Source organism: Paenibacillus sp. 23TSA30-6 (assembly GCF_014858585.1).
Taxonomy (GTDB): domain Bacteria; phylum Bacillota; class Bacilli; order Paenibacillales; family Paenibacillaceae; genus Paenibacillus.
The window spans coordinates 168572-191859 of the sequence record NZ_SLTL01000008.1 but is presented as its reverse complement, the minus strand read 5'-3'; the positions used below and the strand labels follow the sequence as shown (position 1 = coordinate 191859).

Sequence of the window (23288 nt, the reverse complement as noted above, 5' to 3'; positions counted from 1 at the left end):
GCCAGTCTATTTTCCTGTTCAACTGGCGTTATCAAGCTTTTTTGGCAATGACCAGAACTTTGCCCTGATCCAGTTCTTTTTCGTAAAAATCAGCTTCCGTATCTGTAAATCCCAAGGAAGTAATTTTAGCGCGAAGCTCGTCGCCACGGGAACGGAACAGATTGGCTAATGAATCAAAAACGCCCTCTTCCTTAATCCCGATTTCCTTGGCATCCACCGTATCTGCAATACGATCCGTCCGGTCCTGATCATGAGCGAGCACGAACACATCCTCATAACGATAGCCCGTGTTGCGCAATTCATTCACCGCTTCGACGGCTTGTACACCGTTCTCTACCACTTTGGCATAAGATTTATGATGGGTCTGATTCATGTTTCTCACGCTCCTTATTAGGATTGACTTCTCTGACTATTACACGCTGTACATTCGTTTGAAACTTCCATGTTATGTCATGCTCTTAAAATTAGAGACATTACCACTCCGTTTCATCAAAAAACTCAACATATTTGGGTTGATCGGACGACTCATCCATAAACACTTTGATCGCACGCTGTCCACGAACGTATACCTCGCCATCCTCCGCTGTAAATTGCGAGCCACCCAGCGCCTTATCCAGCGTTTGCCGTTTCAGCGACAGCCACTCGTCATTGACCTTGATCCGTCCGGCAGCAGGATCTACATGCACATAAGAAACCATATCATCTCGCAAACCAACCACCACGTCAGGATATTGATATTCCGTAGAAAGCAACAGCATATCCTTTTTCACTCGAAGGGGCTTGCCCAGTTTTTTCAATACATCCATACGCGTATCGTCCAGAGATATGCCGTTTAACGTATGAAAATCAGCCGGTACGGCATTTTTGGCGGGAATCGTCTGCACAGCCCTTACTACATGCCCCGCCGTATGCGGGGAAACGGCTTGCTGAACCGTATCCTGTCCGGAAAAGGGAGTGAGCAAACCAGCAGCTAGCAATAAAATCTTCATCATAATTCTCACCCTTTCAAGAATTTCCTATAGTTTACGGTTCAGTCGCTATGCTACTGACGCATTTTCTGCCACACCCCGGCAGCGATATCCACATAACCCAACCAGTTTTTAGCCGGCTTTGCCGCAGGCTCCTCATAGGTCGCATTGTAGCTCTGAACCGTCCGTTCCGTTGAAGTTAACGGCCTGTTCGAAGAAGCTGACTTGATCGCGGTTTCCGTACCCGTCTTTTTATCCACTGTATGATGCGGCTTCTGAAACCGGGTGATTAATGCCGCGGAAGCCTGCTTCGCAGCTAGAGTGACTTCGTTAAGCACCTCGCCCAAGTTTCTAACCGATTCCATCACAGGCTCCACCTGCTTCAATTTATGATCAACGTCTGCGGTAATGTCATTGACATGTCGAACCGTTTGCTTTACTTCATAGCTCAGCTCATCTACTGTTTTTTGTACATCCTGCAGAGTCTGAGTTACCTTTTCAAGAGAGCCTTGTGCTGCTTTAAGTGTTCTAATGAGGAAAATAACGAGAACTGCAAATGCGATAGCGATAATAAAAATACTGACCTGTGTTAACATGGCCTAACCTCTCTTTCGTTTTTCACGATGATGTTGATGATTACTGCATAGTTACCCCTTACGTTCAGACACGAAACAACGTCACAGCTCGCTTTCCTCCACTCCTTACGCTATGTTTCACGGATTGGGGCACGGTTTAAAACAACATATAACGATGGCACAGCCACGAAAGATTCAAATGATTCAGCCATCATTCGCAGCCATGCTCTATCGGGCGTGAGTATGCCACATTATATACAATTGAAGGAGGATGCAGAACATGCTGAAATGGTCCGCTTTATTTTTAGTTTTTGCCGTGATCGCCGGGATTTTAGGTTTTTTTGGTATCGTTGTATCCATAGCTGCTACAATCGCCAAAATATTGTTTGTGTTATTTCTGGTGTTGTTCGTCATTTCACTCTTTACCGGAAGAAGACGAGCGTCATAGGCGTAATAGAAGAAGTCTGAAACAAGTGTAGTGAAGATATAACATTATATAGCTTTAAAAATAGGATGTTCCCGCCCCAATTACAGGGTTGTGGAACATCCTATTTTTGATGCGTAATTTTTTAAGGCTAATGGCGCTTTTATTGGATTACGCTACCCCCGAACAGGAAACGATCCTGCCAAGGCTTGCTGAAATCCGTAACTTTCACACCGCCACCCGCTACAGAAAAGGTATGAAGAAGCTTGTTGTCTCCCAGATATACAGCTACGTGTGTAATCGTTTGGGAGGAATTATCCAAGGACGTATACGCCCCTGAAGACGCGTTGTAATTAGTAAAGAAAAGCAGATCGCCACGCTTCAGCGTGGTCATGTCTGTGTTTGGCTGACTATTCTGCTTGATCCACTCACCCTGTGAACGTGAATCCGCCGGAAGCTGAATACCTGCAGCCTGACGGAAAATTTGACGGGTAAATGCCGAGCAATCAAAAGTAACCGTACTGTTACGATCCGAACCATATTCATATGGAGTACCGAGATAAGTCATCCCTGTGTTAATAACCTGTTCAATGGCAGCCGCTGCGTCACCAGAAGGCAAGTTTATGGCTTCCGCAGGAGATGCTGTCGCAGAAATCACGGTAGTGTCAGGAGCAGATGTTACTGGAGCAGCCACAGGCTGCTGCACAACAACGCCCTCACCAATACGAATATACTGTGGAGACGAGCTGACATAGCCCACCGTGCCATCAGCATTGGTAATCTTAAACCAATAGGCGTTACCTGGATCTGTAATGGTGACGATATCTCCTGCATTCAAAAAGCCCAAAACCTCGGATGAAGTGGATGCCTCCGCCCGCAAACGAACGGACGTTTGAATCGTAGCTTTCGTTTGACCGGCAGAACTATTCACTGAGGCTGGAGCCTCTTTGGCTGAACTGTTAGTTTTAAGCACTTCTTTGGCTTCCGGTTTACGGACGGCAGGCTCGGTGACAGCAGCAGCGACGCTGGTAGCGCCTACTTTTATGTACTTGTCGGAGCTGCTTGTGTATCCAGTTACCCCATCAGACGTCTTGATCTTATACCAATAGCTGTTTGTTTTCTCCAATACCGTAACGGCCTCTCCCTGCTTCATAAAGCTGACTACATCTCCCGTAGTCGAAGGGCCGGATCTAAGCTTTACAGCCGCCTGAATAACCGCCTTCTGTCCCGTAGATGCTGTCGATGCCGCTGCGTCAACCTGACCCGGCGCCACATGAATTGCTGCCAACAGCGCGGCTGACGTCATGAGCATTCCCATCACGCGTCTTCTCAATGTTGCACCTCCTGGCTGTTTTTACGAATTTGAAGAGCAAGTCCAATTCCGACGAATATAGCCGGACATGCTTTCATTATAGTAAAAGCAACAGGAAGAGAGATATAATCCAAACGTCACAAAAGGCAGCGCATACACCTTTTATACATAGGTCTAAAGTCATTTTTACCACTAATTATTAAATAAATAATCTATAATTTGGGTTCCACATGGACATGAACATGCATCGTATTATGAACCTCTTGCAGGCGTTCCTCAATCCGGTCGCTGATCCGATGTCCTTCAATCAGGCTGAGTTGCGGGTTCACCTCTATAACAACATCCACCAAAGAATGATTGCCGTGTACCCGTGCCTTTACATCACGAATCCCCTCTACACCGGGTATATGAGCAATCGTGCTACGTAAGTCTGACAGCTCCTGCTCATCAAAACCATCCGTCAGGCTGTGTGTAGAGTCCTTAAAAATATCCCACGCCGTTTTACAGATTATAAATCCTACCGCTATAGCCGCAACCGTATCCAGCCATGGCAAACCAAACTGTGCACCAATAATACCAACCGCTGCACCGATACTGACGAGCGCATCTGACAGGTTATCCTTCGCTGCCGCCAGTAACGCCTTGTTGTTAATTTTCCGGGCCAGTCTGTTGTTGTACATGTATACTCCCAGCATAATGACTGCACATATTACCGCTACTCCTGCGGAAGTAACATCAGGCGTCTGCTTGCCCCCTCTGAAAATACTTCCGATTCCGTCAATAAGCACCTGAAGACCGACGACAGTCATAATAAAGGATGCCAGCAACGCCGCTATCGTTTCCGCTCTAAAATGTCCATAGGCATGGTCGGAGTCCGGCGGTTTTTGAGATATACGCAGACCGATCAGTACGGCAACGGACACCACAATATCAGTGACATTGTTAAATCCATCGGCCAGTAACGCACTGGAAGCAAATATATATCCGCTAATCAGCTTAAAGGCAGACAGAAAAAGGTAGGCGATAATGCTCACCCATGCCCCTCGCTCACCTTTTCGTATTTCATCATACACATTCACCACAACGGGAACACTCCTTCAAAATTAGAGTTCCCGACAGAACGATCTCACCACCATAGTCACGGGAGAACCATAAAAGTCAGGATAAACACTTATACCGTTCCATGCTGCGCCAACCCAAAAATAAAAATAGCAGCATAGCTGCCCTAAAAATAACCATTTACCTTTGGATAACGGCTATTTCTAGGATAGCAGACGTCCTTTGTGTGGGTCTAGAGAAACAGTCTTTCCGCTCCGCATTGCTGTAGGAACAACGAAAAATTATTGCCAAGCTCCATTCCTGTGGGGTGTATAAAACATTTTTTCCTTTATGCAAAAAATAGGTATTCCCTCTTCCCGCCCGCCCCGTCGTCATGTTATCATTGTTGCCCTTGTCCCATCTTTTAAAAACGTATAAAATGGGGACACAGCCGCGTTTTCCTTCAATCCAGCATGATTGACATGAATTTGGCGGCAACAGGAGGAATTTATTCATGAGCGATGCTAATGAACCACGTAAAGTTAATCTCGCAGATGCCATTCGGGAAAAGCTGGCACAAAAAAAACAGCAGTCCGGCGCTTCACAGCAGGGCGGCTTTCAAGGCGGTTCCGCCAAAACACTGAAAAGCCAAAATACGAAGAAGCCGAACAACCAACGCCGTCGTACAGGCGGATCATAAGCCACCCCGTTAGGCTAACTGCACCGGACTCAGGCAGGATTATCTTAGCCCTGTAGCCTTGGCGGTGTAAGCCATTGGTAATGGCGCAAACGAAAAAGAGGAGTCTCCCCCGCCATCATAAATGGCCTGAAGGAGCTCCTCTTTTTCGTTATCTAATTACTGAAATTAGCTGGTTTTAGACGATTTCTACCGGATACATACTTTCACGCAATTTCGTGATTTCATCGTTTTCCAAGTATTCATCATAGCTCATCGTACGGTCGATTACACCGTTTGGCGTAATTTCTACGATACGGTTAGCGATGGTTTGAATGAACTGATGGTCATGAGATGTAAACAACACGGTACCGTCAAAGTCGATCAGACCATTGTTCAATGCTGTAATGGATTCCAGATCCAAGTGATTGGTCGGTTCATCCAGCAGCAGAACATTGGCGCCGTTCAGCATCATCTTGGCCAGCATACAGCGAACTTTCTCGCCTCCGGACAGCACGCTTGCTTTCTTAAGCGCTTCTTCACCCGAGAAGAGCATACGTCCCAGGAAGCCACGCAGGAACGTTTCGTCCTGATCCTTGGAATATTGGCGCAGCCATTCCACGAGATTCATATCCACACCTTCAAAATAGGTGGAATTGTCTTTCGGGAAATAAGCCTGAGTGGTGGTAATCCCCCAAGAGAATTCACCGCTATCGGCTTCAGTTTCGTTCATCAATACCTGAAAGAGCGTTGATTTAGGCAAACCGTTCGGGCCGACAAACGCGATTTTATCGCCTTTGTTCACAACCAGACTGAACTCATTCAGCACTTGCTCGCCTTCAATGGATTTGCTGAGACGGTCTACCGTCAACAGCTGTTTGCCCGCTTCGCGTTCGGGCTTGAAGTTCAGGAACGGATATTTACGGTTCGATGGACGAATATCGTCCAGCGTAATTTTATCCAATTGTTTTTTACGTGAAGTAGCCTGTTTGGACTTGGAAGCATTCGCGGAAAAGCGCTGAATAAAGGCTTGCAGTTCCTTGATCTTCTCTTCCTTTTTCTTGTTGGCATCACGAGTCAAGGCAAGCGCAAGCTGGCTGGACTCATACCAGAAGTCGTAGTTGCCGACGTACATCTGAATTTTGCCAAAATCAATATCCGCAATATGCGTACATACCTTGTTCAGGAAGTGACGATCATGGGATACGACGATGACGGTGCCTTCATAGTCCATCAAGAAATTTTCCAGCCATTGAATGGATTCGAGATCCAAATGGTTGGTAGGCTCATCGAGCAGCAAGTTGTTCGGACGACCAAACAACGCTTGAGCCAGCAAAACACGTACCTTGTCATTACCACTCAGCTCAGACATGTTCTTGTCATGCAGGTCGCGCGGAATCCCAAGACCGATCAGCAATGAAGCCGCATCCGGCTCGGCATCCCATCCGTTCAGCTCCGCAAATTCACCTTCAAGCTCGCCGGCACGCAGGCCGTCTGCCTCTGTGAATTCCGATTTAGCGTACAGCGAATCTTTTTCCTTCATGATTTCATACAGACGCGTATGGCCCATAATAACGGTTTCCAGAACCGGGAATTCATCGTATTCGTAATGGTTCTGCTTGAGCACTGCCATCCGTTCGCCCGGTGTCATGTGAACCTCACCTGAATTGGCTTCTATTTCACCGGAAAGAATTTTCAAAAAGGTAGATTTGCCCGCGCCATTCGCCCCAATTAGGCCGTAGCAGTTCCCAGGAGTAAATTTGATATTTACGTCTTCAAAAAGTGGGCGTTTACCATAACGAAGCGTTACGCCGCTTGTACTGATCATATGAGCATACCATCCTTATCATTAGTAAAGTGCTAATCACAAAATTACCGACGGCAATAGTATAACACACAACGGATCGGAATCGAACCGTGTGTCAACCGAACAACCCTGAAACCTCCGTCGATATTCTAAAAATAAAACAAAAAATGCTTCCATCCCCACGATTGTCTCCTGACAAAAACGTGGGCCAGAACCATTTTTTCTTGTTTCCAGATTCGATGCCACCAGGAGACAGACGAGCCATTCAGTAGGCAGTATCTACACTCCCTGTGCTTGTAAATGTACGGAAGCTCCCACACCTATCGGAATAAGATACATTCCCGCCTCAGCGTCATGTCTTACGACTACTTCCACGCCGTATACTGCCTGAATCATATCGGATGTGACGACCTTAGCGGGCGGACCGTTCGTTATAATGCGCCCTTCCTTCATGGCAATCATAACGTCGCTATAACGAATAGCCTGATTGATATCATGCAGCACCATTACGATCGTCAGGCCGTGTTCCTGATTTAACTGCCGTATGAGTTCCAAAATTTCAAGCTGGTAGTACATATCCAGATAGGTGGTCGGCTCATCCAAAAATAAAATCGGTGTCCGTTGTGCCAAGGCCATTGCAATCCATACACGCTGCCTTTCTCCCCCGGACAGCTGGTCCAGCGTGCGTGTTCTGCGTTCCTTCAGATTCGTACAGGCTATCGCCCATTCGACCGCCTGCTCGTCCTCGTCACGTCTCGCTGTGAACATGTTCTTATGCGGGAGTCTTCCGAAGCTGACGAGCTTTTCTACGGTCAAGTCAGAGGGTGCTTCATTCTGCTGATGAACCACCGCCAGTTGACGGGCCAGCTCCTTGGGCTTGTAGTGGGCAATCTCTTTACCGTCCAAAATCACTTGACCCAGGCGGGGAGCCGCATTGTTCGACATGACGCTAAGCAGCGTCGATTTGCCACAGCCGTTGGGACCAATGATGGTCGTAATCCGTCCCGGCTCAATGACAGCATTGATGGCGTGAAGACGATCCGTTTTCCGGTCATATGAAAAGGTAATATCCTTAATGTCCATAAGTGCGATCCGCCTTTCTGATCAGGAATATCAGGAACGGCCCGCCAATGACGGCCATAATAATAGAAGCCGGAATTTCATTGGGAGCAAGTACCGTCCGGCCCAGTGTATCCGCGAGCAGTAGCAGCAATCCCCCGCATAAAGCAGAGAACGGAATCAGCCACTTGTGATCCGAACCCACCAAGTAGCGGGCACAATGCGGAACGAGCAGGCCGATAAAGGCAATAACTCCAGCAATGGCTGTAGCCGTTGCCGCAAGCAGCACCGCAATGACGGAGATCAAAAGCCGCGCACGCGTCACATTGAATCCCAGGTTTTTAGCCGTTTTATCTTGCAAAGACAAAAAATTGCACCAGGAGAACACGAGCATAGCTAAAATCAGCCCAATCCCGCCATAGGTCACAATAACCTCGACATCGACCCATTTTTTCATGGACAAGGTTGAGGTTGTAACCTGATTAATGCTGGTGACCGCATAACTCCCCCGATAATTAAACGACTGCCCCAGACCCGAAAAAATCGCATTCACAGCGACCCCGATCAAGATCAGACGAATCGGATGCAGGCCGGATTTCCATGAAAATCCGTAAACCATCAGGCAGGCCAGCGCACCACCAATAAAAGAAAAGAAGGGCATCCAGAAATAGAGCGCCGGAAAGATCGTAACGGCTATCAGCGAAACCAGAGCCGCCCCCGAGGAAATACCGATAACCCCGGCATCAGCCAGCGGGTTTTTCATCACGGCTTGCAGCAAAACACCCGCCACCGCAAGCGCGGCTCCCGCCATCACAGACACGATAATTCTCGGTAGCCTCAGATCCTTGACCACATTGACCTGATCATCCGTACCTGTCCACAATCCGGTCACCAATTGGCTCAAATTCACCTTGAGACTTCCTGTCATCGCTGAATAGAGAATGACACCGATGAGCAAGGCGATTACAACGATAAAACTCCAACCTTTTTTCGACATGTCATCAGCTTCCTTTAATTCGAAGGATACAACATTTTTACTAGCTCATCCAGCGCCGAGTTTGCCGCCAAATTTCCTGTTGTTCCAAACAGCGGCTCCGGCAGATCATAGACGTGTCCGTTTTTCACAGCGTTAAAATGTTTCCAAATATCGTTAGTTTTGAACTCTTCGTCGAACATTTTGACCACTTCATCCGGCATCCCGTGTGCAGCACGCAAAATAATATCCGGATTGGACTGTTGCAAAGCTTCGGTATTGTGGGCAATGAACTCCACCTTCTCACCTTGGACTACGTTCGTCCCGCCTGCAATTTTAACCAGATCCCCAATGTAGGAATGCTCGGTAGCCACCAGATAGCTTCCCGGTACCCCCAGCAAGATCAATACTTTAGGGGATTTCTTCCCTTTGATCTTTTGTTGAATCTCGGCTACTTTGGCGTTCAAAGCTCCATTAATCTCTCTGGCCTTTTCGGCTTTACCGAACGTATCTCCCAGCTTTTGAATTTCTTTTTGCATATTCGCGAGACTTTCAAAATTCATAAATTCGGCATTGATTTTCAAATCTTTAAATTTAGGCTCCAAATCATATTTCAGTGTCGTAACCGACAGTACGTCCGTTGGTTTCAACGACATCACCTTTTCCATATCAGGACTCATCGGATTACCCACATCAGGTACATCCTTGTAACGGTCAGGCAGTACTTTCATGCTTGTCGGCTTGCCTGCCAAATCCAGGCCCAGCGCATCCGTAATTTCTGCAATGGCTACCGTTGTAGCCACAATACGCGGCTGTGTTTTATCACCGGACGTTGCTGCTGATTTTGCGCCTTCATTATCGTTCTGTCCAGCCGCTGCTCCTCCCGAGCATCCGGCGAGCAACAAAAGCACCAGACCCATCAACATATAAAAGCAGAATGATTTCCCTTGTACCAACGCTGTATATCGTTTCATGAAAGCCAAATCACCTCAATTCAAAATATAGAAGCTGCATGAGCTTCAATTTTTCGGGTAATGAAATGCTGACAAGTCTTGATGCCAGGGCACCAAGACTTGCTTGCATACAAGCTATTCTGTTATTGAAGCAGGTATGATGCTCCTGCGTCCTGATGTTATTTTGCTTTCAGGCTCGCTTCGTCAAATTTGAATTGAACGGTATACCAGTGATCATACGGCACGCCGCCAAGAACCAATCCTGGCACAATAACGTGGGTGTAGGCACTGATTTTCTGAGACAAGTCCCCGACTTCAAATTGAACGACACGCGTATCGCCAGATGTCGAGATGACCTCCACATCTTTCAGGCTACCGTTCTGCTCCACTTGAAGAACAGGCATCCAAGAGCTATTTTTCAATGTAACTTGAATATAACGCTTGTCTCCCTTTTCAATCAATGTAGCAGGCTTATCGAGGTATCCATCCATGACGGAAGCTTCGCTCGTTTTATCTTTAAATACGTTGTAGTTGATTGTGTATTGCTTTTCGGAAGCTAAGGTTTGAGACGGCTGCTCCACTACAGGTTTTGTTTCAGTTACAGGTGTAGTCGGTTCGGCTGCCTTGTCCGTAGAAGCTACATTTACTCCCTCACCTTTAAGCGATGCACGGTCAAATTGAATTTGTCCGCCGAATTTTTCATTCAAAATGAATTTCTCAGGCAGATATACCTGTGTGTACACGCTCAACTTTTTGTCCAGATCAGGCACTTCAAAAGCGATGGTACGCGTGTCACCCTTCGTGTTGGAACCCACAACGGTTGGATTGGCATAACGGCCTTCAAAATCCGTTTGGAACAACTTCAGAGCCTGATTGTCCGTCACGGTCAGATGTGCTTGCACTTTGCCATTCTTCACAACCAGCTTCGCGAGACTCTGTACAAAAGGAGCCACAAGGGATTCCTTGTCTGTTCCGTTCGCCAGCAAACGGAGGTTTGCTGTATACTCTCCATCCGCTAAATTGCTTTTCCCCTTTTCAACTTCGCTTGTCTTTTTATCGTTGTAATACGTTACATCGCTAGTATCGAATTTGAATTCAAAATCGTATACCTTCTCTACACGATCCTCAGCTTTGAAGACCATAGGAGTAGCACTCGCTACCTTCGGAGCTTCGTAAACAACCAGTTGTCCTTTTACGTTGTTCTTAAAGTCGCTTACGCCAAAACGAACGTTCTTGGTATTGCTTGCTGCATCTTCCTGGGTCACTTCTGCGTCCTTGTAGCCTCCGCTTGCCGTATCCCAAATGCGCAATGCCTTCACTTCGTTGCTGTTTTGCAGCTTCATACCAACAAACCGTTTGTCGCCTTCCACGACCAATTGCGCTGGTTCATTGGCAATAAAGCGTTGAACCGGAGAATTCTCTCCTGTTGTTCCATCATCTAAAACAATGCTGAATTTCAAAACATATTTACCATTAGCCAACTTGTCAAAATCCAATTTCACGATTGGATCTGCCGCTCCTGTAGAGGACGGTTCGACAAAGCTGCGAATGGTAGCAGGCTCAAATTGATACTGCACATCATATACGTGGTCATAAGGGATGCCACCCAATTCCAGACCCGGTACAATGACATGTGTATTAACCGTAACTTTTTCCGATAAATCTGCAACTTCAAATTGTACGGTTCTTGTATCTGCGGAGGTCGATTGATCAATAACCTGAGCCTCTGCACCGTTTACCTTGAATGTTTTAATCCAGCTGCTCTTGTCCATTTTGATCTGGATCAAATTTTTGCCGGATTGCTTCAACAGAGTGGCTGGTTTTTGCATATAGCCATCCATCACAGATATTTCATTGCTTCCGTCTTTGAGTACAGAGAAATCAATGCTGTATCTGCCGTTCTCAGCTCCAGGAGTTGTACCGCCATCCGTTCCTTTAACCGCAATGCTGCTACGGTCGAATTTGAGGCGGATCGTATGGTCCATTTCATAAACGGTTCCGTTATAGCTGGTACTTACATGAACTTGCGCGTTTAAAATGGTATCCACATCTGCCACTGAGAACTTCACAATGCGAGTATCGGCTGCTTTATCCTCACTCACAGTGCCTGCGTCCGTTAACGTTCCGTTTTGTTCGGTTTTAAAATTCGTTATCGTTGCACTGTCCTTGATCTGGATGGACACTTCATATTTGCCTTTAGTCGCTGTCAATGTTGCCGGCGACACCAAGTATCGTGCCATCGCGGATGCTTGATCCTTGGTAGCATGCAGCGCATCAAAGTTGATGGAGTATGTGCCGTCCGCCAAAGTCGATGGTGTACCTGGATTTGTTGGTGTCGAATCTTTAAGTGTTATACTATTTCTATCAAATTTGAGACGGATCGTATGGTCCATTTCATAAGGGGTTCCGTTGTAGCTGGTACTAACATGAACCTGCGCATTTAAAATGGCATCCAAATCAGCCAATGGGAACTTCACAATGCGAGTATCGGTTGCTTTATCCTCACTCACAATGTCCACGTCCGTTAATGTTCCGTTTTGTTCGGTTTTGAACTTCGTAATCGTTGCGCTATCCTTGATCTGGAAGGACACTTCATACTTGCCTTTCGTCGCTGTCAGTGTTGCTGGCGACACCAAGTACCGTGCCATCGAAGAGGCTTGATCCTTGGTTGCGTGCAGCGCATCAAAGTTAATGGAATACGTACCATCTACCAAAGTCGAAGGCGTACCCGGATCAGGTGTAACATTGCCGTTAAACTGGATTTGAACATAGTACCAATGATCGTATGGTACTCCGCCCAATTCCAAACCAGGTACGATAACGTGAGTATAAGCATTTACTTTGTTAGACAGACTGCTTATTTCAAACTCCACTATGCGTTGGTCACCCTCAGTGGATACCGTAGCCGCTTCTTCATATTTTCCATTCTGCTCTGTTTGGAAGGAAGGAATCCAACTGCTGTTTTTAATCGTCAGTTGAACATACCATTTGTTTCCTTTTTGGACCACTTTAGCTGGCTTTAGAGTATATCCGTCCATAACGGACATATCTTGCGACTTATCCTTTAAAACAGAGAAGTCAATACTTCCCGATTGCAGAGAAGAACCCGGATCAGGGGTAACACTGCCGTTAAACTGGATTTGAACATAGTACCAATGATCGTATGGTACTCCGCCCAATTCCAAACCAGGCACGATAACGTGGGTATAAGCATTTACTTTGTTAGACAGATTGCCTACTTCAAACTCGATTGTACGTTGGTCACCCTCAGTGGATACCGTAGTCGTTTCTTTATATTTTCCATTCTGTTCTGTTTGGAAAGATGGAATCCAACTGCTGTTTTTAAGTGTCAGTTGAACGTACCATTTGTTTTCTTTTTGAACCAGTTTAGCTGGTTTTACAGCATAGCCATCCATAACGGACACATCTTGCGATTTATCTGTCAAAATCGTGAAGTCAAGGTTTCCTGGTTGTAAAGGAACCTCGGGTTCTGGTGATGTTACAGGCGGAGTCGTCTCCTCTGCAACCTTTATTGTAGATGGATCAAATTCAATCGAGTTTTCTCTCTTTATATTTTTGAAATTAAAATCCACATCAATTTTCTGAGTTAAATCATACACGTCAAATGTTACAGATCTTTGATTATACTTGTCTCCTGTTTGGACCAAATCTGAAACATGAGCAGAAATACCTTCTCCATTTTGTTTAAATTCAAAATCTGTTAATAATGGTTCTGTTGGATTATCAATATTCAAAGAAACATGATACGTAGCTTGTCCGACTGACGCATTATACTCTACTTTAAAAGTAGCTGGTTTCACAAAATAGAGAGCTTGTGGTGAATTGTTGCCTGTCTTTCTGTTCTTCACTGCATATTCAATTGAATATTTATTGGAGTCCTGAACGACGCTGGGGCTCTGTACCTCTGCAACTGAAACCACACCTCCCGATGGTGCCGTTTCGTTCTCTGTCGGGGTTGTTTCCGCCATACTTGGTTCTATCGAATATACATCCTCACTCACAGAAGTTGCAGACGCACCAGATTCAGTTGATGTGACAGTATCTTCGGCAGATACAACTGGTGCAAACGGGAACACAACCGAAAGCAGCATGGCAAAGGTCGCTAACGTTATTAAGTATTTTCTAAATTGCCTTTTCAAGTGTATTAATCCCCCTACTTAAAATATACTCATTTGAAGCTCTCCCGAACTTCAAATGAGTATTCAAATCAATGCAATGTCTCTGTACTAATTAATCGTATCTTCATCAAAACCAAATTGAACGATGTAATCGTGATCGTATGGCACACCGCCAGTGTATTCTTTCGGCACGCTTACGTGAAGTTTAGCGTTCAATAGCGCAGACAAATCGCTCACCGGAAACTCAACCACTCTTGTATCACCGGATGTGCTGACTACAGTTGCATTCACATATTGACCATTTTGTTGTGTCTTGAATTCAGTGACCCAAGCGCTTTTGGTAATCGTCACTCTAACCTTGTACTGACCATTAGCAGCAATCAAGGTAGCTGGCTTCGCCACATAACCGCCTGTATCCATGTAGGAAGGTGAAGTTGTACCATCTTTGTACACTGTGTAATCAATGGTGTACGTACCATTAGGCAAAGCCGCATTCGCTTTATTTGCAGAAAACGGAGCTAGTACAACAAATACCAGAGCAGCCATCAATACAGTAAGCATTACTTTTTTCAAATCCATACGGTTCATGATCATGTTCATGTTCTCAGTCTCCTTTTACGTTTTATTTTGGATTAGATTTCGTCGAATTGCAGTTGTACGTCATACTTGCCTGTGTAGCCAATGACTGGAATGGCGATTTCAGCGTAAGCGTTGACTTTAGCATTCAGGTCAGCAACTTCGAATTCCACTACGCGAGTGTTGTTGGCAGTATCAGTGCTTACCACAGTCGCATCTTGCAGTACGCCGTTTTGTTCCACTTTGAACGTTGTGATCAGATTGCTGCTTTTCACAGTCAAACGAACAACATTTTTGCCATTAGCTACAATAACCTGAGCTGGCTTCGTCAAATAGCTATCCAGACGGGAGGTTTCATTCGTTTGATCTTTCAGAACGGTATAGTCTACTGCATACGTGCCGTCGGCTGCTGCCGCTTTAGCAGAGAACGGAGCAATAACTGCAAAAACAAGCGCTGTCATGATCAATGCAACGAGTACCTTTTTGAAAGAAAACTGCTCAAAGCGATTCATTACCATATTCATATCTACACACACTCCTCCATTTTTTATGCTTGAATTTATGTTGATTTCATGAACGATAAGATTGCTTGAATTTACTTCTTAGAAGATTTGGTTGATTTCGTTGACTGGACGGCCGCTACTTTTTTGACACTTTTGGAATCAAAAGCGAAGCGAATGGTATAGTCATGATCGTAGTTATACGCAGGGACGGTAACATGAATTTTTGAAATCAGCGGGCTGTTCACAGTTGTAATTGGAAAATGCACAGTACGGGTATCGGTTTTGGTGTCCTTGTGAATGACCTTTGTGTCGATAATTTTGCCTTTGTAATCCACTTTAAACCCGGTTGTCCATTCGCTGTGATTCAGCTTAATTTGCATGGTCATTTGGCCTTTTTTCACATACAGCTTGGCTGGCTTCTCAAAATAATCATTAGCCATGGATACAGAATCGTTTTCGGCCTTGAGAATATTGTATTTAAGCGTGTATGTACCATCCGCCAATTTTGTAGAAGCCGTAGCGGCTACCACAGATGATGAAGTTGGCCAAAAGCTCAGCACACTGACCAGCAGAAACACAGCAATCATTGCAGAATAACCCTTCCTCATTTTGACAGCAGTCCCTCCCCACGAGAATATAAGTAATTGATTATCATTCTCAATTGAAATCTAAAAAAAATAGCTCCTATTGAGCTTTGCCTCCCCACCTTTCCATCCAGAAATTCGCAAAACCAAGTGAACCCATCACCAATATATCTTACATTTTTCGAATATGTCAATATGTATTTGCGTGTATATAACCCCTTGATATATGCTATTTTTTAAGAAAAATTTAGGATACCTTCCTCTATACCAAGAATCCCCTCCTCTCCATTTCAGTAAAAAATTTATTTAAAATTTTGTTTTTTTCAATTGACAATTCCCATTGATATTCATTATCATTCTCTTATGCATAAATGAAAATGATTATCATTATTGTTTAACTTAAAATTGCAGGAGGAATGACATGAAATCTTATGTGTTGTGGTCATCCGCAGCGCTTTTATTGGCAGTTACCGGATGCAGTAATGGTACTCCGGCCGCAGATCACAAACCAGCCACTGCATCTGTATCTGCCACTTCCGGCACTACAAGCGGTGCAGCGATTCAGGTTGCTGATTTTTCAAAACGGACGTTGGCGTTCCAAGGTGTCCCTCAACATATCATTGCGCTCAGCAATGGCGATCTGGATATCATATATGCTTTGGGCGGGACAGCCGTTGGCAGACCCAACTCGAATGGACCTTCCGTCGTGCCTGCTGCTGAAAACGTTCAACAAGTAGGCTCTACTCATGAAGTTGATCTGGAGAAAATTACGATGCTCAAACCGGATGTCGTATTGGGTAATTACCCTATGAATGAGAAAGACATTCCAGCTATTGAAGGTGTCGGTTCGCAGTTGCTACTGACAGGGGCCAATTCAGTCAAAGATATTCAGTCGCAAATTACACTCTTCGGACAATTACTGCAAAAGCAGACTCCGGCCGTGAAGCTGAATCAGCAAATTGACCAACAGGTAGCCACATTACAAAAGGAAACAGCCTCTGCCTCCAAACCTAGAGTGCTGCTTGTTTACGGAGCCCCGGCCACATATATGGCGGCATTGCCGAATTCATTAGGCGGAAATATTTTGGAAAAGGCTGGTGGTTCTAATATTGCCGCTGATTTTCCAGGCCTGCAAAATTTCCCGCAATATGCACAGCTAAATACGGAACGCATCGTACAGGCCGACCCTGACTACATCCTGATTATGACCCACGGCAATACGGATGATGTCAAAGCCGCTTTTATCAAGGAAATGCAGGAAAATGCAGCTTGGAGCGGAATCAAGGCGGTCAAAAACAATCAGGTCGAGGTATTACCCTCCGATCTGTTCGGAACAAATCCGGGCACACGGGTTACTAAAGCGCTGGATTTAATGCATCAAAAGCTGTATCCGGCGAAATAAGCGATGAACAAACTACAACGCGCAAGAAGACGCACCATCGCCTGGATTACGCTTCCGATCCTGCTGCTAGCCGTATCCGTGTACGGCCTGGCTTACGGATCGGTGTCGATTCCACTACGAGAAATCAATCAGGTTTTGCTTTATAACAATGACTCAATATATCGCACAATTCTGATGGATCTCCGGCTCCCCAGAGTACTAGTGGGTCTGCTCGTAGGAGCATGTCTGGCAGCTTCCGGGGCACTTCTTCAGGGAGTGATGAAAAATCCCTTGGCTGATCCCGGCATTATTGGCGTATCGGCCGGTGGCGGACTCGCTGCGGTCATCACGATGGTCATGCTTCCACAGCTTAGCTACCTTCTTCCGGTAACGGCCTTTTTGGGAGCTTTTCTGAGTGCTATTGTCATTTACCTGCTGGCTTGGGATCGGGGGGCTTCTCCAGTCAAAATCGTGCTGGCTGGCGTTGCCATCAATGCGCTGCTGGGCGCGCTCACCAACGGCGTGATGGTCATGTACAGCGACCGCGTGCAAGCAGTTCTGCCTTGGCTATCCGGCGGATTGAACGGACGAAGCTGGCATCATCTGGAGTTCATGGCGCCTTACGCCATCATCGGCTTAATCGCCTCCCTGTTTGCAATCAAGCCTGCCAATTTGCTGCTGCTGGGCGACGATTCAGCACAACTGCTCGGACAGCGAGTAGAGCTCCAGCGGCTGCTCATTATCTTGCTCTCTGCCCTGCTCGCTGGTACGGCGGTCAGCGTAGCGGGGCTGATCGGTTTTGTAGGACTGGTCGTTCCTCATGTTATCCGCCTGCTGATCGGGGAGGATTATCGTTTCCTCCTTCCCCTTTCCATTCTGGGCGGCGGGACACTGGTCGTACTGGCGGATACGGTGGCACGGTCCTGGTTTGATCCGATTGAACTGCCTGTAGGCATTTTGCTGGCCGTCATCGGAGCGCCGTTCTTCTTAATCCTGCTCAAGAAACGGGGGAATTTCGGATGACAGCCATTCAGGGTGATCATATCTCCTTGCAGCGCGGGTATTTCAAGCTGGACGATGTAAACATTACCTTACCCGCCGGACAGCTCACCGCGATTGTCGGGCCCAACGGTTCGGGCAAGTCCACGCTTTTGCGGATTATTACACGGCTGCTCAAGCAGGATCAGGGGCAGGTTTCCGTACTGGGCAAGCCGGTTCAGGAATACAAGCGGCGCGATTTTGCCCAGACGATTACAATGCTTCCGCAAATGAAGGATATGCTGCCGTTATTAACGGTTCGTGAGCTGGTTGCTTACGGAAGATCCCCTCATGCCAAAGGCTTGAGGACACGGCATACCGGACAGGATCAGCATATTGTGGACCATGTCATGGAAATCACAGGCATGAAGCCCTATGCGGATCGGATGTTCCATACTCTATCGGGAGGTGAACAACAAAAAGCGCGAATTGCAATGGCTTTGGCCCAACAAACGGGCATTCTTTTGCTCGATGAACCTACCACTTTTCTGGATATCGCTCATCAATTTGAGGTTATGGATATGCTGAGGCGTATCAATCACGAGTCCGGCTTGACGATTGTTATGGTACTGCATGATTTGCAGCAAGCTGCGGCCTATTGTCATCATATGATTGCGCTTAAAAGGGGACGAATCGCCATGGCTGGCGAACCCCGTCAGATTTTGACGTCTGCTTTTCTTCGCGACATTTATGAAATGAACGCTACGATCAAATTTCAGGATGGCTATCCGGTCATTATACCGACCATACCACATCATTCAGGAGGAATTTAATATGATTATCGTTACAAATACATCTAAAATCACCCCGGGCAATGCCCATTTGCTCATCGAACGCTTTAACAAAGAAGGTAAAGTGGAGAAAATGGAAGGCTTCCTCGGTCTGGAAGTGCTACTCACTGAAAATACAAAAGATTATGATGAAGTAACGATTAGCACACGCTGGAAGGAAAAAGAGAACTTCCAGGGCTGGACCAAAAGCGAAGCTTTCCGTGAATCACACAGCCACCGCCAAATTCCGGACTATATTTTAGAAAATAAAATTACGTTTTATGAAGTCAAAATCGTGCGGCATCCCATTACCAACACCGATTCCGATTCCTTTTTGGTGAACGATACCGAAGCGGTTTAATCCTGTAACACAGCGACAGACTTGTCTGCCTGTACCTTTTTACTCATTCAAAACAACCATAAAAAGGCGACTCCGCAGACCTTTGTCCGCAGAGTCGCCTTTTATATAGAATCCTCAGATTATAGTTGAACAGAGGCTTTGAATTTTCAGCGTCTCACCGTGCCCCAGTATATGAATGCGCTCCTTGGCGATGCCCAAGCGTTCACGCTCCGCTTCGAGACGATCCAGCGCCTCTCTCGGCGTATCATCCGCCAGTTTAAAGGCTCCGTAATGCATCGGGATCATCTGATTCGCGCCGCAATCCACGAACCCCTGCAACGCCTCCTCCGGTGTCACATGCTGTGAGGTCATGAACCATTCCGGCTCATACGCACCAATCGGCATAAAGGTCAGGTCAATGTCAAAGCGCTCGCCAACCTCCTTAAAGCCACGGAAATACCCGGTATCTCCTACAAAGTACAACGTCGGTGCAACTGCTGTATCTGAAATAGAATGAGTATGCGATTCTGTGACGGACGTGGCAGAGCCGATCACCTGCTGCTCACTTTGCAGCACGTATCCTCCCCAATGCGAAGTATTCGTATCAAACGGCGTACGCCGCGTCCAATGCTGGGCCGGAACAAATGTGAAGCGCACCCCGCCTACCGTAAAATGATCCCACCATTTCAGCTCATGGCAGTTACGGAAGCCTTTGCGGACCATTTTCGACTTCAACCCCGAAGGTACAAGCATCAGCGTATCTGCACGATACAATTTGCGCAACGATTCCATATGCAAATGATCATAATGCGAATGAGACAGCAGAATGATGTCCAACGGCGGTACATCCTGAATGTGGATGCCGGGCGGAGCCAGTCTTTTGTCGAAAGCCATACGCTCAGCCCACACCGGATCCGTAACGATGTTCAGTCCAAGATACTGGATGAAAAAGGTAGAATGCCCCACCCAGGTCGCCGTCGTCGTTTCCCGGTTACTGTGCAAAAACTCCAGCTCCGGGGGATGGTTCGGAACAACGAACGTATAATCCTTCGTTTTGCTGCGGCGCTCCTGCCGCCACTGTCTGAATTGCTTGAGTGTTTTATCGGTGTTGACATGATCCATGTTGTTAAAACGAACTTTGGGCATGATGTAACTCCTCCCCTGACGGACCCGTTCTCCAAAGAAACCGAAACGGTACAATTCATTTATATATTACACGCGAGTGTGAACATCAAATGATGCAACATGCTGGTGTATGTAAAGTATAATTCAATCCGCCTTTTACATGCAAAAATGGACCCTCCCCCATCAATCAGGAAGGGCCATCTCAGATGTTGCTGTCAGTCCTGTGGATTTTTAAAGCGTGCCGAGTACATAAACAGAAACACAATCGCCACCACAATAATAATAGGCGACTCATACATGATCGTAAAATGCTCGAAAGCAGCCATTTGTACTCACCCTTTCTTCCCCGCTTGTCCTCGCACATAATCCGCATCGAACAGGAACAGTCTCAAGATCAGGATCAGTGACGGGATCAGCACCAGCAGCCCCGCACTAAACGCCGTAATCAATGCATACGCCATGGCGGAGTTTGTAAAGCTGTGATGCACATTAATATAGGGATACAAAACATACGGCAGATGCGAGCGGCCATAGCCATACCAGGCAAATGCAAATTGCAGCATGACCAGAATAAAGGAGGTTCCGAGATGACGCCGCCGCCATACCAGATAAACAGCTCCGACAAAGCAGACGAAGGAGGCGACAAACATCCAGGCCATGTTCAGCATATTGGCAAAGTGGTCTGGATTCTGTTTGTTAATCTGAAAAAATGCAAGCAGACTCGCCACAATCGTAGGACCGCTCCAGAGTAGCGCGTACCCGCGCACGATTTCAAAAGCGACCTTGTCCCCTGCCCTTTTGGCATAGTACGACAAAAACATCGCCGAGATATACAGCACACTCACCAGCGCCAGGAAAATAACCGCCCACGTATAGGAGTTGCTTAATAACTCGCCCCATCGCAGATGAACACCTGTGCCGTTCTCCACAATAATACCGCCTTCCGAAATGGCGAGAACCGTCGACAGCGCCGCCGGAATGAGCAGCCCCGTCGCACCGTACAATGCCATGTAGACGATATTATTTGTACCGGAATGTCCATACGTGTTGTACGCATAGTACACCCCTCGGATCGCGAGAAGCACAATCGCAATACTGCCGGGAACGAGCAACGCTGTGCCATAGTAATAAGCCGCATCCGGGAAGAAACCATTCAGTCCCACCACGAAAAAAATGAGAAATACGTTCGTTACCTCCCACACCGGCGATAAATACCGCTGTATAATGTTGTGGATTTTGTTCTGGTGACCTGTCAGCACACTGTAAAAGCTGAAAAAGCCTGCGCCAAAATCAATAGATGCCACAAGCAAATATCCGAACAGGAAGGTCCACAAAATGGCGATACCTACAATTTCATAGCTCACTTGCCTTCAGCCCCTTCCAGCCCCAGCTGCCTCAGCTCCTCCACTGCATCTTTATTACGGAACAGCTTGCTAAGGACCTTAATGGCCGAGAAGCACAACACGAGATACAAAATGATAAACAATACGAGCATCCATCCGACACTCGTAGAGGTGGTTGCCGCTTCGGACACCTTCATGTAGCCGCGCAAAATCCACGGCTGCCTGCCGACCTCCGCAAACATCCAGCCCAGCTCAATGGCTACCATAGCCATCGGCCCCACCAGAATGAGTGCCAGCAGCAGCCATTTGGGGTATGGTTTGCGTCCTGGCAAACGTTTGCGAATCAGATACAACAGCGGAATGACCAGAATCAGCACCCCTGTGGTGATTTTGAGGTCAAACATATAATGGATAGACAGCGGCGGACGCTGATCTACGGGATAATCATTTAAGCCCTTGACCTCCGTACTGGGCAGGTTCCCGGCCAACACACTAAGTGCATAAGGCACTTTCAGCGCATACTTGATTTCACCGTTCTTATCCATGTATCCGCCATATACGAAGGGCGCGTGCGTCATTGTATCAAAATGCCATTCGGCGGCAGCCAGCTTTTCCGGCTGATATTTGGCCAGAAATTTACCGGAAGCGTCTCCGATCATCACGGTGCTGATGGCAAATACAATGGTGCAGGTGGCGGTCAGCTTCAGCGCTTTTTTGAAATACGGGTGGTTGCGCCCCCGCAGCATACTATAGGCAGCTAATCCCATCAGTAGCCCGGCGCTCAACGTATACGAGGAAGCCAGCACATGAGAAACTTTGGTCGGCGTGGCCGGATTCAGCATGGCCTGGATGGGATGAATATCTGTCATGACTCCATTTTTAAGTGTAAAGCCTTGAGGCTGGTTCATGAACGAGTTCACAGTTGTAATAAAAACCGCTGATGCAGATGAGGCAATCGCTACCGGAATGAGCAGCATCAGGTGAAAATATTTGCTTTTAAACCGATCCCAGGTGTACAAGTAGATACCCAGAAAAATGGCTTCAATGAAAAAAGCAAACGTCTCCAAAAACAGGGGCAGCGCAATCGCTTGTCCAGCCACCCGCATAAAGGTAGGCCAAAGCAAGCTGAGTTGCAGTCCAATGGAAGTACCTGTGACGACACCTACGGCAACGGTGATGACAAACCCCCGCGCCCACCGTCGGGCCAGCAGCGTATAGTGCGGATCACCAGTTCGCAGCCCGCGCCATTCCGCGAGCGCAATCATCAAAGGTACGCCAACGCCAATGGATGCAAATACAATATGAACAAACAGGGTAATTCCGGTCAACATCCGGCTTAGCAATACGGGGTCCAGTGAAGACAAATGGTACTCACTCCTTCATTTCACATTTTAAATAGAAAGCACCTGCATATATTCCTTTGGATTACGATCTAGGGAGTCAGGCGGGCTATGCTTTTAATAACTGCGTACAGCATAATAGCCGCTATCACAATACACACAATAATGAGCGTCCTTTCCTGCTTGCGGAACATGGGAACGCCTCCTTTACTCGTCGTTTGGAGCATGGGGAGAACACATCTTAGTCTAGCTAAATTTTGTTATTTTTAACCATGCTGCCGTTATAAATTTAGCAGGATTCCATTTTGGATATTGCCATGTGCAGTCGAATCGGTTATATTGCTATATAGTTAGATAACCTAAT

The 23288-nt window shown here is 46.7% G+C and carries 23 protein-coding genes; 6 read left to right on the top strand and 17 right to left on the bottom strand.

Annotation, left to right across the window (positions count from 1 at the left end; all coding sequences use genetic code 11):
* Positions 1 to 31: 31 nt before the first annotated feature.
* From E0698_RS09895 to E0698_RS09885, 3 genes are all read right to left on the bottom strand, one after another.
* Positions 32 to 373: a general stress protein gene (locus E0698_RS09895; RefSeq protein WP_025684488.1), complete on the bottom strand. Its 342-nt coding sequence runs from the start codon at positions 371 to 373 to the stop codon at positions 32 to 34.
* A gap of 100 nt (positions 374 to 473) precedes the next feature.
* On the bottom strand, positions 474 to 992 hold the full coding sequence (locus tag E0698_RS09890) for a hypothetical protein (RefSeq protein ID WP_134912686.1): 519 nt from the start codon (positions 990 to 992) through the stop codon (positions 474 to 476).
* Between the two features lie 50 nt (positions 993 to 1042).
* Positions 1043 to 1564, bottom strand: coding sequence for a DUF948 domain-containing protein (locus tag E0698_RS09885; protein WP_149095158.1), 522 nt, complete (start codon positions 1562 to 1564; stop codon positions 1043 to 1045).
* Positions 1565 to 1823: 259 nt separating this feature from the next.
* Between E0698_RS09885 and E0698_RS09880 the strand changes: the two genes are divergently transcribed.
* Positions 1824 to 1991: a DUF1328 domain-containing protein gene (locus E0698_RS09880; RefSeq protein ID WP_134912682.1), complete on the top strand. Its 168-nt coding sequence runs from the start codon at positions 1824 to 1826 to the stop codon at positions 1989 to 1991.
* A gap of 139 nt (positions 1992 to 2130) precedes the next feature.
* On the opposite strand, the gene E0698_RS09875 is transcribed toward E0698_RS09880, so the two are convergent.
* Both E0698_RS09875 and E0698_RS09870 read right to left on the bottom strand, forming a co-directional pair.
* Entirely contained in the window at positions 2131 to 3300 is a 1170-nt protein-coding gene (locus E0698_RS09875) for a C40 family peptidase (RefSeq protein WP_192511446.1), read from the bottom strand.
* A 191-nt stretch (positions 3301 to 3491) separates the two neighbouring features.
* Positions 3492 to 4361 (bottom strand): cation diffusion facilitator family transporter, encoded by an 870-nt coding sequence (locus E0698_RS09870; RefSeq protein WP_337916188.1) that lies wholly within the window; start codon positions 4359 to 4361, stop codon positions 3492 to 3494.
* A gap of 470 nt (positions 4362 to 4831) precedes the next feature.
* On the opposite strand from E0698_RS09870, the gene E0698_RS09865 reads away from it, so the two are divergent.
* A complete protein-coding gene (locus E0698_RS09865; protein WP_013311941.1) occupies positions 4832 to 5017 on the top strand; it encodes a hypothetical protein in 186 nt (61 codons plus the stop codon).
* 175 nt (positions 5018 to 5192) lie between these two features.
* Here E0698_RS09865 and E0698_RS09860 read toward each other — a convergent pair whose 3' ends face one another.
* The 8 genes from E0698_RS09860 to isdC all read right to left on the bottom strand — a co-directional run bounded on the left by E0698_RS09860 (position 5193) and on the right by isdC (position 15611).
* Positions 5193 to 6821, bottom strand: coding sequence for an ABC-F family ATP-binding cassette domain-containing protein (locus E0698_RS09860; protein ID WP_149095161.1), 1629 nt, complete (start codon positions 6819 to 6821; stop codon positions 5193 to 5195).
* A gap of 258 nt (positions 6822 to 7079) precedes the next feature.
* Positions 7080 to 7883, bottom strand: a complete 804-nt coding sequence (locus E0698_RS09855) for an ABC transporter ATP-binding protein (protein ID WP_192511445.1) — start codon at positions 7881 to 7883, stop codon at positions 7080 to 7082.
* A complete protein-coding gene (locus E0698_RS09850) occupies positions 7873 to 8856 on the bottom strand; it encodes a FecCD family ABC transporter permease (RefSeq protein WP_134912671.1) in 984 nt (327 codons plus the stop codon). Before E0698_RS09850 ends, E0698_RS09855 begins: the two co-directional genes overlap by 11 nt.
* Before the next feature lie 14 nt (positions 8857 to 8870).
* A complete protein-coding gene (isdE, locus tag E0698_RS09845; RefSeq protein WP_192511444.1) occupies positions 8871 to 9806 on the bottom strand; it encodes a heme ABC transporter substrate-binding protein IsdE in 936 nt (311 codons plus the stop codon).
* Positions 9807 to 9964: 158 nt separating this feature from the next.
* Positions 9965 to 13945, bottom strand: coding sequence for an NEAT domain-containing protein (locus E0698_RS09840; protein WP_192511443.1), 3981 nt, complete (start codon positions 13943 to 13945; stop codon positions 9965 to 9967).
* Positions 13946 to 14032: 87 nt separating this feature from the next.
* On the bottom strand, positions 14033 to 14524 hold the full coding sequence (locus E0698_RS09835) for an NEAT domain-containing protein (protein WP_134912666.1): 492 nt from the start codon (positions 14522 to 14524) through the stop codon (positions 14033 to 14035).
* 32 nt (positions 14525 to 14556) lie between these two features.
* Entirely contained in the window at positions 14557 to 15024 is a 468-nt protein-coding gene (locus E0698_RS09830) for an NEAT domain-containing protein (protein WP_134912664.1), read from the bottom strand.
* 71 nt (positions 15025 to 15095) lie between these two features.
* Complete coding sequence (isdC, locus tag E0698_RS09825; RefSeq protein ID WP_192511442.1) at positions 15096 to 15611, bottom strand: heme uptake protein IsdC; 516 nt, start codon at positions 15609 to 15611, stop codon at positions 15096 to 15098.
* A gap of 397 nt (positions 15612 to 16008) precedes the next feature.
* Here isdC and E0698_RS09820 point away from each other — a divergent pair, with 397 nt between their 5' ends.
* The 4 genes from E0698_RS09820 to isdG are packed head-to-tail and all read left to right on the top strand — an operon-like array spanning position 16009 to position 19137.
* On the top strand, positions 16009 to 16989 hold the full coding sequence (locus E0698_RS09820; protein ID WP_192511441.1) for an ABC transporter substrate-binding protein: 981 nt from the start codon (positions 16009 to 16011) through the stop codon (positions 16987 to 16989).
* Between the two features lie 3 nt (positions 16990 to 16992).
* Entirely contained in the window at positions 16993 to 17991 is a 999-nt protein-coding gene (locus E0698_RS09815) for a FecCD family ABC transporter permease (protein WP_192511440.1), read from the top strand.
* Positions 17988 to 18779 carry an ABC transporter ATP-binding protein gene (locus tag E0698_RS09810; protein ID WP_192511439.1) on the top strand — a complete coding sequence of 264 codons (792 nt, stop codon included), beginning with the start codon at positions 17988 to 17990 and terminating at the stop codon, positions 18777 to 18779. Before E0698_RS09815 ends, E0698_RS09810 begins: the two co-directional genes overlap by 4 nt.
* Position 18780: 1 nt before the next feature.
* Complete coding sequence (gene isdG, locus E0698_RS09805; RefSeq protein WP_192511438.1) at positions 18781 to 19137, top strand: heme oxygenase; 357 nt, start codon at positions 18781 to 18783, stop codon at positions 19135 to 19137.
* A 114-nt stretch (positions 19138 to 19251) separates the two neighbouring features.
* Here the strand turns inward: isdG and E0698_RS09800 are convergent, their stop codons facing one another.
* The 4 genes from E0698_RS09800 to E0698_RS09790 form a co-directional block, all read right to left on the bottom strand.
* Positions 19252 to 20262 (bottom strand): MBL fold metallo-hydrolase, encoded by a 1011-nt coding sequence (locus E0698_RS09800; RefSeq protein WP_192511437.1) that lies wholly within the window; start codon positions 20260 to 20262, stop codon positions 19252 to 19254.
* Between the two features lie 194 nt (positions 20263 to 20456).
* Positions 20457 to 20567 (bottom strand): cytochrome bd oxidase small subunit CydS, encoded by a 111-nt coding sequence (gene cydS, locus E0698_RS27630; protein ID WP_404520786.1) that lies wholly within the window; start codon positions 20565 to 20567, stop codon positions 20457 to 20459.
* Between the two features lie 6 nt (positions 20568 to 20573).
* On the bottom strand, positions 20574 to 21605 hold the full coding sequence (locus tag E0698_RS09795) for a cytochrome d ubiquinol oxidase subunit II (RefSeq protein WP_192511436.1): 1032 nt from the start codon (positions 21603 to 21605) through the stop codon (positions 20574 to 20576).
* On the bottom strand, positions 21602 to 22948 hold the full coding sequence (locus tag E0698_RS09790) for a cytochrome ubiquinol oxidase subunit I (RefSeq protein ID WP_192511435.1): 1347 nt from the start codon (positions 22946 to 22948) through the stop codon (positions 21602 to 21604). Before E0698_RS09790 ends, E0698_RS09795 begins: the two co-directional genes overlap by 4 nt.
* Positions 22949 to 23288 lie beyond the last annotated feature (340 nt).

Coding starts and splice junctions, on each gene's coding strand:
- E0698_RS09895 (WP_025684488.1), bottom strand. CDS start 373: ATGAATCAGACCCATCATAAATCTTATGCCAAAGTGGTAGAGAACGGT.
- E0698_RS09890 (WP_134912686.1), bottom strand. CDS start 992: ATGATGAAGATTTTATTGCTAGCTGCTGGTTTGCTCACTCCCTTTTCC.
- E0698_RS09885 (WP_149095158.1), bottom strand. CDS start 1,564: ATGTTAACACAGGTCAGTATTTTTATTATCGCTATCGCATTTGCAGTT.
- E0698_RS09880 (WP_134912682.1), top strand. CDS start 1,824: ATGCTGAAATGGTCCGCTTTATTTTTAGTTTTTGCCGTGATCGCCGGG.
- E0698_RS09865 (WP_013311941.1), top strand. CDS start 4,832: ATGAGCGATGCTAATGAACCACGTAAAGTTAATCTCGCAGATGCCATT.
- E0698_RS09860 (WP_149095161.1), bottom strand. CDS start 6,821: ATGATCAGTACAAGCGGCGTAACGCTTCGTTATGGTAAACGCCCACTT.
- E0698_RS09855 (WP_192511445.1), bottom strand. CDS start 7,883: ATGGACATTAAGGATATTACCTTTTCATATGACCGGAAAACGGATCGT.
- E0698_RS09850 (WP_134912671.1), bottom strand. CDS start 8,856: ATGTCGAAAAAAGGTTGGAGTTTTATCGTTGTAATCGCCTTGCTCATC.
- isdE (WP_192511444.1), bottom strand. CDS start 9,806: ATGAAACGATATACAGCGTTGGTACAAGGGAAATCATTCTGCTTTTAT.
- E0698_RS09835 (WP_134912666.1), bottom strand. CDS start 14,524: ATGAACATGATCATGAACCGTATGGATTTGAAAAAAGTAATGCTTACT.
- E0698_RS09830 (WP_134912664.1), bottom strand. CDS start 15,024: ATGAATATGGTAATGAATCGCTTTGAGCAGTTTTCTTTCAAAAAGGTA.
- isdC (WP_192511442.1), bottom strand. CDS start 15,611: ATGAGGAAGGGTTATTCTGCAATGATTGCTGTGTTTCTGCTGGTCAGT.
- E0698_RS09820 (WP_192511441.1), top strand. CDS start 16,009: ATGAAATCTTATGTGTTGTGGTCATCCGCAGCGCTTTTATTGGCAGTT.
- E0698_RS09815 (WP_192511440.1), top strand. CDS start 16,993: ATGAACAAACTACAACGCGCAAGAAGACGCACCATCGCCTGGATTACG.
- E0698_RS09810 (WP_192511439.1), top strand. CDS start 17,988: ATGACAGCCATTCAGGGTGATCATATCTCCTTGCAGCGCGGGTATTTC.
- isdG (WP_192511438.1), top strand. CDS start 18,781: ATGATTATCGTTACAAATACATCTAAAATCACCCCGGGCAATGCCCAT.
- E0698_RS09800 (WP_192511437.1), bottom strand. CDS start 20,262: ATGCCCAAAGTTCGTTTTAACAACATGGATCATGTCAACACCGATAAA.
- cydS (WP_404520786.1), bottom strand. CDS start 20,567: ATGGCTGCTTTCGAGCATTTTACGATCATGTATGAGTCGCCTATTATT.